This window comes from Maridesulfovibrio spiralis (SeqCode), assembly GCF_048571135.1.
Taxonomy (GTDB): domain Bacteria; phylum Desulfobacterota; class Desulfovibrionia; order Desulfovibrionales; family Desulfovibrionaceae; genus Maridesulfovibrio; species Maridesulfovibrio spiralis.
This window is the reverse complement of sequence record NZ_CP182344.1, coordinates 868,578-884,776: the sequence shown is the minus strand read 5'-3', so window position 1 is coordinate 884,776 and position 16,199 is coordinate 868,578. Positions and strand designations below refer to the sequence as shown.

Below are 16,199 nucleotides of genomic sequence, written 5' to 3'. Positions count from 1 at the left end.
CTAGTTACCTCCTCTTTCTGCAAGGGCACCGATCAGTGTGCCGCGTACGATAACACCTTTCAGTTTGTTTTCCGTATTGATGACCGGAAGGGGGAGTGTGCGGTCCTGCATGATGTTGAACAGTTCCTGTGCGGGGCAATCAAGGTCAACTGCCTGCAGGTCGGTATGCATAATCGTTTTGATATCCTTGCCGCCCTGTTCAACCAGCTTGGCGCAGTCTACAGCGTTGAGCATGCCGATGAGCTTGTGCTTTTCATCAAGCACAAAGAGGTTTGAGATATTGTTTTTACGCATTTTGCGCAGAGAAGCTCTGGGGCCGTCAGTCTTGATGTAAGCCACGGCATCGATTTTTTTCATCACCGATTCTGCGGTGAGGACCTTGGTGATATCAACGTCTTCCACAAAGCGGCGCACATATTCAGTGGCAGGTTCGGTGAGGATTTCTTCAGGTGTTCCTACCTGCACGATCTCACCGTCTTTCATGAGTACAATGCGGTCGCCGAGCTTAAGAGCTTCGTCGAGATCATGGCTGATGAAGACGATGGTTTTGTGCATGCGTTCCTGCAGGTTGATAAGCTCATCCTGCATGTCGCGGCGAATAAGCGGGTCCAGTGCGCTGAAGGCCTCGTCCATAAGCAGAATGTCCGGGTCAAGAGCCAGGGCGCGGGCCAGCCCCACGCGCTGCTGCATGCCGCCGGAGAGCTGATCAGGGAAAGAATCTTCCCAGCCGCTGAGGCCTACCAGTTCAAGGGCATCCATGGCTTTCTGTCTGCGGGTTTCAGGGTCGGTGTCTGCGATTTCCAGCCCGTATTCAGTGTTTTTGAGAACTGTGCGATGCGGAAAAAGTGCGAAATTCTGAAAAACCATACCCAGTTTTTCCAGACGAATTTTGCGTAGTTTGTTTATATTCAAGGTGGTGATGTCTTCACCGTCAATGAATATTTTGCCCCCGGTGGGGTCGATTAGCCTGTTGATGCAACGGACAAGGGTGGATTTTCCGCTACCGGAAAGACCCATGACCACAACGATTTCACCCTCTTCAACACTGAATGAAGCGTTGTTAACGCCCACACCGTGTTTGGTTTTTTCCATAATTTCATCTTTGGTTGCACCCTTTTCGAGCATAGGAATGATCTTCTTGGGATTGCTGCCAAAGATTTTATAGAGATTTTCAACTCTGATTTTTTCCATGACGTCTCCGTTAAGTAAAACTAAACACATCCCTCCTGTTTCATGAAAGGAGGTGAAAATTATTAAGAAAGTAAGCTGATGAGAGTCGGGAGAAAGAGGAGAGGGATTTTTTCCGGGGCGGAATTGGGGTTGATTTCCTGAACGGGCGTGCCGGTCGTTTTGATGTAGTACTGTTGTTTCGAGTGCATTTGTTTATGCAGTGTTGGTTTGTTGTAGTTGTGTTTGATGTTGTTTTTTAAAAGTATGGTTTTTACATTGTGTAAGTACAGTTTGTAAAAGCTGTTTACGTGGAAAGTAAAAACTCACTTCAGTTGATTGTTACGACTGCGTTAAGAAGGCCAGAGCAGTCTTTATCTCGAGTTCAAAATTTATGAAGCTCGAATTTTAAGGTTAGATAAAATAAGCGCCTATGTCAAATAAGATTGATTTTTGTTTGAAAGCGGCTCTTTTTGAGCTGTTTTAGGAATGTTTTTGAGCTGGGTAGGTCTTACTAGATTAATTGGTCTAAGAGGGCGAGAATGGGTATAATCAGGGATAATTGCTCCCATTTAATTAAAAGCCCGGAAACACGCGCTTCCGGGCTTAAATGCTGATCAAACACAGTCAGCTTGAAAACTTATTGTCAGAACTTTTTGCAGAGATTCTGATAATAATTATTATCGGCGGGTTAATCCGTATTTTTTCAATTTGTATTGCAGGGTTCTGCGACTGATACCCAGTGCATCCGCTGTGCGCTCGCGGTGGTGCTGGTTCGCTTCAAGGGCGTTTATCAAGGCCTGACGCTCGGCATCATCCAAGGTCGGTGTTGCGGCTGCCGGAGCCGGGGCAGCTGTCGGGGCCGGGTGTGGAGCAGCGGGAGCTGCTTGTTGCGCGCCTGATTCGGGTGCTGTCTGCCGGGGGACAGGATTTTGGACCTGTGGGGGAAGAAGTTCCGGTCCGAGTACCTCACTTCGGCTTAGAATAATGGCCCGTTCAAGCACGTTTTCCAGTTCACGGACGTTGCCCGGCCAGTCATAGCGGCTGAGAACATCGAGGAACGAGGGTGTTACCGACCGTACTTTCTTATTGTTTTTCCGGCCCAGCTTTTCCAGCAGGTAGGCTACCAACGAAGGAAGGTCTCCTACGCGTTCTCTAAGGGGAGGGATGCGGATTTCGAGAACACTTAATCGGTAATAGAGGTCCTCACGGAAATTTCCTTTTTCTACTTCTTTTTTCAGGTCACGGTTGGTTGCTGCTATAATGCGTACGTCGGTTTCCACTGGGGAAACACTGCCCAGTGGCTCAACTACCTTCTCCTGCAATGCACGCAGGATTTTGGCCTGTAATACCGGGTCCATTTCCCCGATTTCATCAAGAAAAAGGGTTCCGCCTGAGGCGAGTTGAAAACGTCCGGGCTTGTTTGTATTTGCGCCGGTGAAGGCTCCTTTCATGTATCCGAAAAGTTCACTTTCCAGCAGATCTGCCGGAAGTGCAGCACAGTTAACCTTGATCAGCGGTTTGTCCGCCCGCAGACTGGAGCGGTGCAGACCTTCGGCAACAAGTTCCTTACCTGTGCCGGATTCTCCAAGCACGAGAATAGTAGCTTCTGAAGGTCCGGCCTGTTCAATCAAATCCTTTACATGGAGCATTCCTTGTGAACTGCCGATCATTTCTTCGCATGCTCCGGCTGCGGATTTGAGCTTTTCGTTTTCGTCTACCAGACGGGAGTAGTCGAGTGCTTTGGTCATGACTGCTTTCAACTCTTCGTTATCAGCAGGTTTGGTCAGGTAGTCGAAGGCTCCGTGTTTCATGGCAACAACTGCGGAGTTAACGTTACCATAAGCAGTAAGCATGATCACCGGAAGTCCGGGCACGACGGAGTTCAATTCTTTGAGCAGTGTCATGCCGTCCATGCCGTCCATGCGCATGTCGATCAGGGCTGCGTTCAAGGTCAGGCCGGGGAGGATTTCAAGGGCCTGTTCTCCGGACTGTGCTTCGTGCACGGTCCAGCCGTCGCTTTCCAATACGGCGCGGATAAGCATGCGCAGTGACGGTTCATCGTCAACTATGAGTACGTTTTTTCCTGATACATTCATTATTCATTATCCTCATTACGCATGGTCGGGAAGAATAGTTTTACGCAGGTTCCCACCGGATTCTCTCTGTCTTCCGGCGCGGAGATTGTTACCCGTCCGTTATGGCCGCGCATAATTGTATTAACAATGGCAAGGCCGAGGCCCGTGCCCTTGGGCTTGTCGGTGAAAAATGGCTCAAGGGCGTGTTTGCGGATGTCTTCAGGCATACCCGAACCATTATCACAAACACTAAGCCATACCCCGTGCTCGGTTCTTTCGGCAGTTATGGAAATATAACCGTCCTTTTGCGGTACAGCATCAAGGCTGTTGACCAGCAGGTTTAACAGTACCTGCCTGATGCCGTCCGGGTCGGCGTAGACTTCGGTTGTGTTCAGCTCAGAATGCAGCCGTGTTCCTTTATGTTCAAGATCAAAACCCATGAGAGTCTGCATGGAATCGCAGATTTCGCGCAGGTCCAGAATTTCCGGGTTAAGCTCGTGCGGTTTGGAGAGGTAGAGCAGGTCGGTCACAACCCGGTTCAATCGGTCTGCCTCTGTGAGCATGGTGGTGGCGTATGTCCCGTAGGGCTGTTCGTCTTTGAACTTATCCGCAAACAGCTGGGCGAATCCGCGCAGAGAACTCAGCGGGTTGCGGATTTCATGCGCTACCCCGGCTGCCAGTGAACCGATTGAAGCCAGCCTACGTGCTTCGTAAAGGTCCTCTTCAAGTCCGGCGATATCAGTGCGGTCACGGATGATGATCATGGTCCGTTTTTCGGCCCTGCTTTCAAAGTAGGGGAAGAGTATTAGTTCTAGGTTTTTACCGCCCAGACGGACATGTTCCCAAATAACTTCTCCCCGTTTGAAGTCCTGCAGGGATTCATAGGAAAAGTCATTCCAGTTTTTGCCCACCAGAGCTTCATCCGTATTGCTTTGCAGCAGTGTGTGCGCTGACCCGTTGGCAGCCAGGATGGCGCCCTGCGGAGAAAGGGTCAGCAGTCCGTCAGGCATGTTGTCGAGCAGGTTGGCCTGAAAACGTTCAAGCCGGGTAAGTTTCTTGCCTTCTTCCCTGCGCTGGAAATAGGCCACAGCGAGCAGCCAGAGCACCAGTCCGGCCAGAAAAATATATCCGGTCTGGAGCAGTGCGGCCCTGCGGTACTGGTTGAACTGGCGCAGATGCTTCTCCGCGCTCAAGCCGAGCAGCAGGTAGGTTTCCTTTCCCGGCGGGGGCATGAATCCCCGTTGGCGTTTGTTGTGTCCGTACAACCTTTGGAGGATCGGCTGACCCACGGTCCCGTAGAGCAGAGCGGCTTTCCCCTTGATCATTACCGGAGTGCTGGATTCCCGCATTCTGGTAACCATACTGAAAAGTGACGGCGGTGGAGTGTAAATCGGACTGCCGTCTTGATTTTGTTCCACCACCAGCATGGGTTTCTGGTCCGGTCCATAGAGCGCGATATAGAGCAGATCGCCTTCAGCGACCATTTCCCGGAAAAGCTCCCGTGCTTCGGGCATGAGGTTATCGGGCATGCGCCTGTTGTGCATCCCGGGAGAGCGCATACGCCGTGCGCCTTCCACCAGCTGGATATCCAGCCCGCGAGCAATGGAGCGGGCTGAAAGCAGCATATGTTCAAATACTGTCTGATGCATCTGACGCAGGTTGTGCCATGTGAGGTACAAACTTCCGGCCCCGAGAAGAATCAAGGCCAGCAAGGCCAGTGCAAGAGGCAGTTTATGTGATTTTTTTGAGCTTAGTTCCATTAAGTGTGTCGATTAAGGATTAAGAAGGGAGCTGATCGCGCGTGGCGAGTCCAGTCCCAATGCCCCTGCAATTTCCTTTATGGGGGTGTTTTTGTCAACAACCACGCCCTTTTCCCGCAGGATGCCTAGGGCTGTGTTCAGGTCCAGATTATATTCGGCACAGTACTTTTCAAGGCTCATGCGTCCTATCCCTGAACCGGATTGCCCGGAGTGTTGTTTTAAGTCACTGCCGGGTTGATTCATGACCGGGTTCTGCTGCGGCTGGTCTTTGAGGATTAATTCATGCAGCTCTTTGGGGGTAAGTCCGGCCTTGCTGGCAATGGACTTGATTGTCTCTTTGGTAGATTCAAGTTCAAAGCCAGCTTTTTTTATGGATGCAGCGGCTTTCTCAACATCAAGCCCGGTGCGTTTGCAGAAAATTGCCAGCGGGCTGAGTTCGGCGTGTCCGTATGGAGGAGTCCCATATTTGGCTTCCCCTTGAGCCTGGAAGTATTGGCAGAACTCCAGAACCTGTTTCATGGGCGGAAGTCCGGCGAGGGTTCCGAAGGTAACAAAAAGTGTAAGCAGCAGGCTGACGAAAAATGCAGGGGATGTGAAATTTGCTTCTCCGGCCTTTTTTTTCAAGTAGGCGAGAATCAGTTTCCAGTTCAGCCAGATGTGCAGGATGGAAATGACAAGGAAAAGTACACCCAGACAGATGTGCATGTCGCCCCATTGTTCTTTGCTGAGGCCCAACATGGTCCAATCCGCCCAGTAGGCTACCCTGCCTTGGGGAACTACATATAAAACGATGCTGGTGATAATCAGTGCGATGAAAGAGAAAAAGCTGGTTAGGGAAGTAATTTTTCTGAACATATTAAGCTCCTGTTGTTTTTCTCTGATCTGAATAGCTTAAATGTGGTCGCGCTTGGAAGTGTTTTAATAAAAAAAGGAGGACCGGTTAGTCCTCCTTTTTTGCCCGTTTTCCTGTAATTATGTGTAGATGAACGTTATTTAAGGTTTTTAGGAACTCTGGCCGGGACATCCACCCGCAGGACAGTTGCCCCTCTGGTAGTTTCCGCAGCCTCTGCCGCCCTTACCGTATCCCTGCCCCATGGGGGGGAAGGTCAGGCCGGTCTCTTTTTCAATTTCATCAGCCATCTTTTTATGTTCTGCGTAGAGCTTATCCCTTACTTGGGAAAGCTCCTGCACCAGAGCATGGATGGTTTCTTTGTCGGCTTTGCCGGAATCCACCAGTGCTTTAAGTTCAGTGTGTTTTGCCCACTGTTCACTTTTCAAGGTCTGGAAAGTAGATTCGTATTTTTTGATGATATCCTGAACCTGATTTTGTTTTTCAGGTGTCAGCTGCTCATATGCAGCCCAGTTACCGTTGTGGTAACCAGTGTTCCGGTAACCGTTCCGTGCCATTGCGACAGATGAAACTGCCAGAACCAGCACGACGATCAAGGGAACAAGAGCTTTTCTGTTCATATGATCTCCTGATGCGGTTAAAAGTTGTTGCCCTCTCGAATTCTCATAAAGCATGAGCTGTGCCAAAGTCTTAAAATCAATAAAGTCAATGGTTTGCTTTTGGCGGTGCGTGGTCTGTTGGTTGTGAAGTGCAAAAGTGATGTGCATTAATTTGCACAAGAGTGCATGCGTACGTGCAGTTCATAAGCAATGTGTGCAGAGAGGAAGTGATGGCGGATGGATGAAAGGTTCTTGTTGCTGGAAATAAAAAAGGAGGCCCGGGGATGGGGCCTCCTCTTGACAGGGGGAAGGAGTGAACCTGTCTGATCTACGCAGGATGATGAGATATATGTAATTAAGGGTGAGGGGGGCTGGTTAGGAGTTCCAGCATCCTCGGTCGTTATTGTGGTGTCTGCGGCCATTGCGGGGACCGTCGTCGAAGTCACGGCCTCCGAAGCCGAATCCACATCCGCGCATTGGCATTGCAATTCCTGTTGCTGTTTCGATTTCATCATTGACCTGCTTACGGAGACCAAAGCGTTTTGTTCTAAGGTCGGTCATTTCCTTAACCAGCTTGGTGATGGTTTTTTGGTCTGCTTTGCCGGAGTCCACCAGTGCGTTCAGTTCGGTGCGCTTGGCCCACATCTGTGTTCTGATGTTCTGGAATTCATCCTGATGTTTTTCGAAAATGGCTTTTACTTCCTGTTGCTTTTCCGGGGTCAGCTGCTCGAATATCTGGCGGGGTCCGTTCTGGTATCCGTTCTGGTCTCCTCGGTTGTTGCCGCCACGGGCCATTGCTGTTCCGGCCATAGTCATGACCATTACTGCTACGATGGGAATTACGATTTTCTTTTTCATTATTGCTCTCCTTGGGATTAGTCGAATAAACTATTGCTAACTCGTTAATCCCTCTAAAGCATCAGCCGTGCCAAAGTTTCTAAACTCCTAAACTGTTTGAATTATAGGTTTGTTTTCTACCAAATAGGTCTGAAAAGGAGAATGCAAATAGCTGCGCAAGGATGCACAACTTGTGCAAAAATAATGTTAAAATGCACAATAGAAACTTAATGTTTCTAAATATTTCTGCCATCTTCCAGATAGATTGTGTCCTTGGCCATGCTGGCATGGATGCGGTCATGGGTGACCATGGCAATGGTCAGTCCGTCGCGGTTAAGCTGCTGCAGAATTTCCATGATTTCATTGCCGGTATTCTTGTCCAGACTTCCGCATGGTTCATCCGCAAATAGAATGGAAGGCGATTTCACCAACGCCCGGGCAATGGCGACCCGCTGCTGCTCCCCACCTGAAAGCTGCCCCGGCAGACGGTCCTGCTTACCTTGCAAACCAACCCGCTCGAGACAATACAATCCCCGCTGCAAAAGCTCCTTGCTTACAGGAGCTACGCGGTCTAGAAACGGCAGGAGCGCATTCTCATGGGCTGTCAAATAGGGCAGCAGGTGATGCGACTGGAAGATGATGGAAAATTCTTCCTTCCTGAGCCTGTCGGTTTCTGTGCCTGATATTGATGTGATCTCGCGGTCCTTGAAATATACTTCACCCTGTTCCGGGCGCAGCAGGCTGGAGATGACGCTGAGCAGGGTCGATTTGCCGGACCCGGAGCGGCCCACGATTGAGGTGAAGCCCCCCTCTGGAATGTTGATGGATACGTCCTCCAGTACGGTTACCGCTGCGGAGCCTTCGCCATAGCTGTGAGTGATTGATTCGGTTCTAAGCATGATAAGTCCTTATAGTGAAACAAGGGTTCGTGAGGGATCAACGCGGGTGGCACGCAGGGAAGGAATAGTCGCCGAAAGGAATGCCAGTCCGGCAACAGCCAGAAAAGTCAGTCCGAAAGCCTGCGGATCAAATACTATCTCAGCTTCGCCCATGTTCAATCGCTGCAATATTTCTGTGCTGGCAAAAAAGCCGCCAGTGTATCCCAGTATTCCGGAGATGCAGCCCATGAGCAGAGCTTCAAGGCAGAATATGGAGAACACAGAGCTGGTGGAGAATCCCAGTGAACGCATAAGGCCGATCTCTGTTTTACGTTCGTTAACCGCCGAGAAAATGGACAGTCCGATCATGAAGCAGGCAGTGAGCAGGATAACGCCGCTGACCGTCCAGGCCATCTGGTTCACAAAGCCGATGGCCGACATGCGTTGCTTAACCACATGCTGTAATGCTTTAACTTCAGCACCGGGAACTGCTCCCGAAATCTGCTGCACTATTTCATCAATGGGACATCCGGCGCAGAGGGCTGCAACTTCGATAAAATGTACGGCTCCGGGACGTCCTACACTGTTACGCAGCAGGTCGATATCCATGAAAATTACGTTGTCATCCTCAGTTCCTGTAGGGTCGAGGATTCCGGCTATTAGCAGATTGTTTCCTTCAATTTCAAGGGTGTCTCCGGGCTGAAAACCAAGTTTGGCGGCGGCATTGAATCCGATGATAATTTCATTCTGCTTTTCCGGAAAACGTCCCAGCGGATACCAGTGGGTTTTGATACTCAACTCGTCAGCCATGCTGACTCCGACGACTGCCACTTGCTGGTCTTTAACTTTCGAGATTGCGGCAAATTTAGGTGCAACTGCGCTGAGCCTTTCCTTCAGTTCAATACCGCGCACGGCCCTAAGTACCGGTGCTCCGTCAAGTTCATGGGAACCGTAGGCCACATTGCCGAGGTCCAGTCCTCCATAACTTACGGACAAAGACTCAGTCTTTGGGGTTATCAGTATGTTGGCCCCGAATTTACTCATTTTCTCTTCAAGACTGTTACCCACAACTGTTGAAAGCAGCTGGATGGAGACCACCGACATAACTCCGATGGTGAAAACCGCGCAGAGCAGAATGGTGCGCAGGGGTCTGCGACCAAGGTTGCGCAGAGGAATGGTAAATAGATTCATTCGCAAAGCTCCTTAGAAGTAGATGGCCCCGGAGCGGACCGCATCAAGGGAAATTATGAGATTCTCGCCTTCAGTCCGCCTTTGCAGCGGTGAAGGATTGCAGCCGCCCTTAACTACATTGATACGTGTGGAATGGAAGCGCATGCCGCAATTATTGCAGACCATGAAATCACCCTGCTGTGAGTATCCTTTTTTGGATTTGTAGCAGACATCACAGGCATCGAATGCGGCTCTGATTATTCCATCCTTGCTGCGGACAACGAAGAAACGGATTTCTTTACCGTCCAGATCTATTGCATAGTAATGAGCTTTACCGTCGCTAACTTCGTTGAGAGGAATGGTCAGGTCTTTGTCCCCCACCTCCATCCCGGCTACGCTGTTCACCGGCAGCAGTAAAAGCCCCAAAAGTAAAATCAATTTTTTCATGAAAACTCTCCTTTGAAAAATTCTATACCGTAAAGGTATGCAATTGATGTGCAAAGAGAGTTATTTCAGGTGGAAGGGAGTCTACAAGAAAGATATCAGTCTTAAATCAGGATGCTTGTGCAAATCTTTTGCACATAAGTGCAAGAGGCGTTAAGCGTCTTCCATCCACTGGAACATCCCGCAGCTTTTGCAGTCAGCACAGCCGTTGGGCGGACAGACGGGCGTCTTTTGCGCTTTCTGAAAACGCTGCCATTCGCGCCAGAGGTAGGATTTTTTAACTCCGGTATCGATAAAATCCCAAGGCAGGGTGCTGTCTTTATCCAGCGGTTGGTCGATGAAACGTTGGTGATCACCTTTGCAGAACTTTGATGCCTTTTTCCAGCCACCGTTCTCGGCGGCATAGGTTATAAACTCCGCCAGCGATTCATCGCCACGGGAAAGCATTCCCTGCAATCGGGCTTGAAAGGGATTATCCCCGGAAAAGGCCATCCCTTTGAACTTTTTGGTTAGTCCTTTGACTTTGGAAAGGATAGCTTTGAGATCTTTTTCGGAAGGCATGGGCGCCCATTGAAGCGGAGTCCATGGTTTTGGTACTAGGCAGCTTGCACCGAAAGTGATGCGCATGAATTGTTTTTTCTTTTTGCCCTGACCGCGTTTGCGGGCCTCATCCATTTTTTCGAGCATGAGGGCAAGTTCGTCGTAATCTTCGTCGGTCTCACCGGGCCAACCCACGATTACGTATACGCGTAAATGATTGACTCCTTTCGCGGCGCAAAGTTCCACGGCGCGCAGGAAGTCCTCTTCTTCGAGATTTTTGCTGGCAGCATCGCGCAACCGTTTACTGGCTCCTTCAAGGGCAAGGGTTACGGTGCGTACCCCTGAAGCGCGCAGGATATCGAGAAGTTCTTCTGTCAGTCCGTCGGCACGAACGGATGACAGGGAAAATTTGGTTTTACGTTTCTTAAGCCACTCAATGTAGGGAATCAGATCCGGCCAGTCAGTGAGGGCAGTACCCACCAGTCCCACCTTAGGCGGGTCGGCTAGTTCCACTATTTTTTTGAGCTGGTCAATGGATGCGTGGCGTGGCGGTCGATAGATATATCCGGCAGCGCAAAACCGGCAGCCGTATGGGCAACCGCGGTTGACTTCCACCAGGAACATATCTTTGAAAACCGCTTCCGGGCTGATAAAACATGAGTATGCCGGATCACTCAAAAGAGGGACTCCGTGACCTTCGTCAATAGGTCCGGGAGGCAGCACAGCCCTGCGCACCTGTCCCTTGGTCATGCCGGGAACGTAAACCCCATCCCGGTCTTTGATCAGCTCCAGAAATTCTCTCTTATTTCCCCCGTTGTAGATGTGCTGTTTCAGTTCAAGGCAAATGTCCTTTAAGCCCATTTCCGCTTCGCCCACCCAGAAGAAATCAAAGAATGGGGCGATGGGGGCGGGATTAATGAACGCTACAGGACCTCCTCCCATGACCAGCGGGAAGTCCGGGCGTTCCGCTGCAAGCGGCGGAACGCCCGAATCTTTCAGCATCCTGACCAGATGGAGGTACTCCTCCTCAAAGTTGATGCTGAAACCGATCAGGGGAAACTCGGACAGTTTTTTATCACTGTCCATGGAAACAGACGGTTTACCCGGTTCGCCAAGGAAGAACCTCTCCACTGCCAACTCCGCATCCGGGGCAAGCAGGCGGTATACAGCCTGCCAACCTAAGGTTGAGAGTGCAGACCCCTTTCGCCCTGGGAAGACAAGTGCCGTGGGCAGACGGCCTCCTGTTTCTTCGGGCGAGGGTTCTTCCTTACCGTAATAGAAGAATTCTTCAGTCACGGGCATGGATTATTTCCGGTGCGGACTGTCAGGTCCGTACTGTTTCCGTTTTATATTCATTGCAAGCAGTTGTTAGTCAGCCTGCTTGCGGATGAAGGTCGGTACTTCGAAGTCGTCGTCATCATGGAAGATGAATTCTTCTCCACCGGAGTTAGCTGCCTGTTTGGGCTTGAGCTGAACAGGTTCGGCGGTTCCTGCCGCTTCAGCGGGCTTACTCGCAGTGTGGCGCAGGTAAGCTGGGATGGAGCGGTCTTCTTCTGCGTGGGCGCTGCCCATTTGGCGTACGTTGGTGGTTTCCTCTTTCTTTGGGGCCATGCCTCTGGGAGTGAGGTTAGGGCGCTGGGGCTGACCGAAAGACGGCTGCTCAACAGGTGTGGGCACTGCCGCCTCAACTGCACTGTCGATTCCGGTAGCGATAACGGTAATGCGCATTTCGTCGCCGACTTCTGCGTCGAAAACAGTACCGAAGAATATCTGTGCTTCTTCATGCGCTTCTTCATAAATAATGTTTGCTGCTTCACTGACTTCGTCGATGGTCATGTCAGGGGAGCAGGTGATGTTGATGAGTACGCCTTTAGCGCCTTCAATGGAAACATCTTCGAGCAGCGGGCTGGTGATAGCCTTCATGGCTGCTTCACGAGCTCTGTTTTCACCCCGTGCGATACCGGTACCCATGAGGGCAAGACCGGAGCTGGACATAACAGCCTGTACGTCAGCGAAGTCAAGGTTGATCAGACCGTGAACGGTGATCAGGTCGGCAATACCCTTGACGCCGTAGTAAAGGACTTCGTCAGCCTTTTTCAGCATTTCGGAGAAAGCTGCTTTTTTAGCGGCAAGCTGGAGCAGACGGTCGTTGGGAATGGTGATGATGGAGTCAACCACCTTCTTGAGTTCCTCTATGCCTTTTTCTGCCTGCAGGAGTCTGCGCTTACCTTCAAAATAGAAAGGTTTGGTTACAACGGCAACGGTCAGTGCGCCTGCTTCCTTGGCTACTTCAGCGATAACGGGAGCAGCACCTGTTCCGGTTCCGCCGCCCATACCGGCGGTAACAAAAACCATGTCGCAGTCGCTGACCAGTTCACGGATCTGATCAACTGATTCGAGAGCAGCGTTTTTACCCACATCGGGGTTTGCACCGGCACCGAGGCCCTTGGTCAATTTGTCGCCAAGCTGTATTTTATATTCAGCAAGAGATTTGTTGATGTCCTGTGCATCGGTGTTGGCCACAATAAAGCGCACGCCGGAAAGCGCGGACTGGATCATATTGTTGATAGCGTTACCGCCACCGCCACCACAACCGATAACCTTGATGCGGGCCTGACCGTCATTTTCGATTTCCATGTAATCCATCATCATTTTTCATTTCCCCTGTTAAACTTTTGCTGAGAATTTTCCGGTGATCGGGGTCCGGAATACCTTCATCTTTGTTGTTTACTCATTGTTGCAAGATTCCGCCTTACCTTCAAAACCCGGCGGCGAAGCCCTGATAGGGATTCTTAAGGGGCATAGCTCCTTAAGCCGCCGGAGGCGAAATCAATTAATTCTTAAAGCGCGAAGCGCCTCATAAAATTAAGCGATATCAGTAAACCATTTACGCATCCTGCCCAGAATGCGGTTGAAAACATTTTCGTCGCGGATTCTAAAGACCTGCTCGGAGCCGCCTTCTTTTTCCGCACCGTACATAAGCAGTCCCACTGCTGTTGCGTATTTGGGACTGCTAACAACATCTTTGAGGCCGCCCATGCCTGCGGGATAGCCGATACGAACAGGCAGGTCGAATATCTGTTCTGCCAGTTCCTGCATGCCGTCCACGAGGGAGGTTCCGCCTGTGAGTACAACGCCTGCGGCGATCATGTTCTTGTAGCCGCTGCGGACCAGTTCCTGGTCTACGAGGGAAAGGATTTCCTCGCAGCGCGGTTCGCAGATTTCAGCCAGAACACGCTTGGACATTTTGCGGTGGTCGCGGCCGCCGACAGATGGCACGTCGATGGTTTCATCGGTGGTGACCAGATCGGTGAGCGCGGTTCCGTATTTGACCTTGATCTGCTCTGCGGAACCCATAGGAGTGCGCAGGCCGAAGGCTATGTCGTTGGTAAGGTTGTTACCGCCAAGTGCGATAACGGATGTATGTTTGATCGAATCGTTGGCAAAGATGGCAAGGTCGGTTGTACCGCCTCCGATGTCGACTATGGCGACACCGATTTCGCGTTCTTCTTCGGAAAGAACAGCCTTGCTGGAGGCCAGTGATTCGAGAACTATATCAGAAACATCCAGACCTGAACGATGACAGGAGCGGATTATATTCTGGGCGGAGGTTACTGCCCCGGTAACGATGTGAACCTTAACTTCGAGGCGTACACCGGCCATACCCAGCGGATCGGCAATGCCTCGCTGATCGTCGACAATGTATTCCTGCGGCAAGGTGTGGATCACTTCCCTGTCCAGCGGAATGGCAACGGCCTTGGCCGCATCGATAACCCGGTCAACATCTTTCTGGGTCACCTCGCCGCCTTTGACAGCGATAACTCCGTGGCTGTTGAAACCTTTAATATGGCTGCCCGCGATGCCCGCGTATACGGAGCGGATTTCGCAACCAGCCATGAGTTCAGCCTCTTCAAGAGCCTTCTTGATGGACTGCACTGTCTGCTCGATGTTGACCACCACGCCTTTGCGCAAACCGGTGGAGGGGGCAGTGCCGATACCGACAATGTCGACTCCGTCCACGGTGGATTCACCCACAACAGCGCAGATCTTGGTGGTGCCGACATCAAGGCCGACGATCAGATCAGACTTGGACATAACTTTTTCTCCTCATCATCCTTTGTAGATTCGGGGGTGTTGCCAACCTGCGGCAATCATTTCCCGGAACTGCGTTTTTCAACCCAGACCCTGTTTTTCCCGGTTGAAATGACTGCCACATCCCTGAACTCTCCCCTGTTTTTGAGGTCCTTCCAAACAGTGTTCAGGTGTGAAAGTTGTTCTTGCCAGTTGTCCAGACCCAGCAGCACCGTAAGGCCGAGTCTGTCCATAAAAATTTCCATTCTGTTGCCGCCCTTGATATCGATCCATGCAATCTGGCCCGGATCAAAGGGCAGTTCCCGCCGGCTGAGCATGTTCATGAACTCGGGCAGGATGGCAGCCTTGTCCATCGCTTCGGACTCAATATTCAGGTAGGGCAGGGAGCTGAATTTCCCCGGAGCCACCGGAGCAATAAGCTCTCCTTTGCTGTCGCAATAATAAAGAACGTCGTTGTGGCGAACCATGAAGCGGGGCTGTTTTTCGCGTACATGAATTTGCATTTTCCCCGGCAGTTCCCTGCGGATGGCTGCGGATTCAATCCAGAGGTTGTCACTTAGCTTGCTTTCAACTTCGCCGATGTTCACCGCGAGGCTGTTTTTGTTCAGGCTGACATCTGCGATGGACAGGATTTCACCATAGCTCAAACGGTGGTTGCCGGTGACCTTGATGTCTTGCAGAGCAAAGTAAGGCAGCGCAGTAACCCAGCGGTATCCGGCCAGACATCCGATACCCACGATAGTCAGCACCAGCAGACATGCGCCCGAAATGCAGAGCTTGCGCAGCAATGCACCGAAAATTCCGGAAATAGGCTGCGAACTGCTTTTGCGTTTCTTGGTCTTGTTGCGGCTCTTGCGCTTTTTGCCTGAGTTACTCAGGTTAAGCCTGCTTTTGTTAATTCCTGCTACGCTCATGACAGTATGATGACCTCCGGCTTTAAGGTTACGCCGAATTTTTCAGCCACTGCTTCGCTTGCCTGAGACATGAGTTCCAAAGCCTGTTCTGCGGTTCCGCCTCCCTTGTTTTCAAGGAAGTTGGCGTGCATTTCGGAAAAGCCCATGCCTCCGAGGTTTTTACCCTTGAATCCGGCATCGTCCAGCAGCTTGCCCGCGCTCAGCCCTTCAGGGTTTTTGAAAACGCATCCGGCAGTCTTTGCGGTGACCGGCTGGGTGGCTTTCTTTTTTGCGAAAGTTTCTTTGATTGCATTGCGGACTTCATCCTCGCTCGAATGGGAAAGTTCAAATTCGACTTCCCAGACCAGAAAGAACTCGCCACTGCCGATGGAAAAGTGGCGGTAACCCCATTCCAGTTCGGCTGCGTCCTTCCAGACAAGGCCTTTGGAATGATTCCAGATGCGGACCCTGCTTACGGACGCCTGCATGTCGGTTCCGTATGAACCTGCATTCATGGCTACGCTGCCGCCCACTGATCCGGGAATCCCGGCCAGACCTTCCATTCCTGAAAGGCCGTTTTTGATGAGCACTGAAAGCAGTCCGGGCAGACGCATGTCAGCAGGAGCCAGCACGGTTGTGCCGCGTATTTCTGCTTCCACTTTGCGTTCACAGGCAACCTGCACAAGGGCTATGTTCAGGTCTCCGTCACCGGCGAGAATGTTGCTTCCTTCACCGATGGCAAGCAGGTCGGTCCCCTCACGCTCAACAAAGCGGGAAAGTTCATCCAGCCCGGCTTCGTCGCGCACCTTGGCCAGAACACGGGCGTTTCCGCCAATGCCAAGGGAGGTGAGCTGTGCCATGCCCGGTTTATGAAGCAGTTCCAATGTCATC

At 51.2% G+C, this 16,199-nt stretch carries 14 protein-coding genes; all 14 read right to left on the bottom strand.

The window, feature by feature from the left end; all coding sequences use genetic code 11:
• The 14 genes from ACNI29_RS03970 to murB all read right to left on the bottom strand — a co-directional run bounded on the left by ACNI29_RS03970 (position 1) and on the right by murB (position 16,198).
• On the bottom strand, positions 1–1,191 hold the full coding sequence (locus ACNI29_RS03970) for a quaternary amine ABC transporter ATP-binding protein (protein WP_419780892.1): 1,191 nt from the start codon (positions 1,189–1,191) through the stop codon (positions 1–3).
• Between the two features lie 656 nt (positions 1,192–1,847).
• Positions 1,848–3,266 carry a sigma-54-dependent transcriptional regulator gene (locus tag ACNI29_RS03965; RefSeq protein ID WP_419780891.1) on the bottom strand — a complete coding sequence of 473 codons (1,419 nt, stop codon included), beginning with the start codon at positions 3,264–3,266 and terminating at the stop codon, positions 1,848–1,850.
• The gene (locus ACNI29_RS03960) at positions 3,266–5,005 is read right to left on the bottom strand and encodes a two-component system sensor histidine kinase NtrB (RefSeq protein WP_419780890.1); all 1,740 of its coding nucleotides are present in this window, start codon (positions 5,003–5,005) and stop codon (positions 3,266–3,268) included. The genes ACNI29_RS03965 and ACNI29_RS03960 overlap by 1 nt, the downstream gene beginning before the upstream one ends.
• A 12-nt stretch (positions 5,006–5,017) precedes the next feature.
• Positions 5,018–5,860: a DUF4405 domain-containing protein gene (locus ACNI29_RS03955; RefSeq protein ID WP_419780889.1), complete on the bottom strand. Its 843-nt coding sequence runs from the start codon at positions 5,858–5,860 to the stop codon at positions 5,018–5,020.
• Between the two features lie 147 nt (positions 5,861–6,007).
• Complete coding sequence (locus tag ACNI29_RS03950) at positions 6,008–6,475, bottom strand: periplasmic heavy metal sensor (protein WP_419780888.1); 468 nt, start codon at positions 6,473–6,475, stop codon at positions 6,008–6,010.
• A 354-nt stretch (positions 6,476–6,829) separates the two neighbouring features.
• Positions 6,830–7,312, bottom strand: a complete 483-nt coding sequence (locus ACNI29_RS03945; protein ID WP_419780887.1) for a Spy/CpxP family protein refolding chaperone — start codon at positions 7,310–7,312, stop codon at positions 6,830–6,832.
• A gap of 215 nt (positions 7,313–7,527) precedes the next feature.
• The gene (locus tag ACNI29_RS03940) at positions 7,528–8,190 is read right to left on the bottom strand and encodes an ABC transporter ATP-binding protein (protein ID WP_419780886.1); all 663 of its coding nucleotides are present in this window, start codon (positions 8,188–8,190) and stop codon (positions 7,528–7,530) included.
• Positions 8,191–8,199: 9 nt separating this feature from the next.
• Positions 8,200–9,360, bottom strand: coding sequence for an ABC transporter permease (locus ACNI29_RS03935; RefSeq protein ID WP_419780885.1), 1,161 nt, complete (start codon positions 9,358–9,360; stop codon positions 8,200–8,202).
• A gap of 12 nt (positions 9,361–9,372) precedes the next feature.
• On the bottom strand, positions 9,373–9,786 hold the full coding sequence (locus ACNI29_RS03930) for a DUF2318 domain-containing protein (protein ID WP_419780884.1): 414 nt from the start codon (positions 9,784–9,786) through the stop codon (positions 9,373–9,375).
• A gap of 150 nt (positions 9,787–9,936) precedes the next feature.
• The gene (locus ACNI29_RS03925; protein ID WP_419780883.1) at positions 9,937–11,625 is read right to left on the bottom strand and encodes a radical SAM protein; all 1,689 of its coding nucleotides are present in this window, start codon (positions 11,623–11,625) and stop codon (positions 9,937–9,939) included.
• Positions 11,626–11,691: 66 nt separating this feature from the next.
• Entirely contained in the window at positions 11,692–12,969 is a 1,278-nt protein-coding gene (gene ftsZ, locus ACNI29_RS03920; RefSeq protein WP_419782081.1) for a cell division protein FtsZ, read from the bottom strand.
• A 219-nt stretch (positions 12,970–13,188) separates the two neighbouring features.
• The gene (gene ftsA, locus ACNI29_RS03915) at positions 13,189–14,418 is read right to left on the bottom strand and encodes a cell division protein FtsA (protein WP_419780882.1); all 1,230 of its coding nucleotides are present in this window, start codon (positions 14,416–14,418) and stop codon (positions 13,189–13,191) included.
• 56 nt (positions 14,419–14,474) lie between these two features.
• Positions 14,475–15,329, bottom strand: a complete 855-nt coding sequence (locus ACNI29_RS03910) for a cell division protein FtsQ/DivIB (RefSeq protein ID WP_419780881.1) — start codon at positions 15,327–15,329, stop codon at positions 14,475–14,477.
• Entirely contained in the window at positions 15,326–16,198 is an 873-nt protein-coding gene (gene murB / locus ACNI29_RS03905; protein WP_419780880.1) for a UDP-N-acetylmuramate dehydrogenase, read from the bottom strand. The genes ACNI29_RS03910 and murB overlap by 4 nt, the downstream gene beginning before the upstream one ends.
• Between the last annotated feature and the right edge of the window lies 1 nt (position 16,199).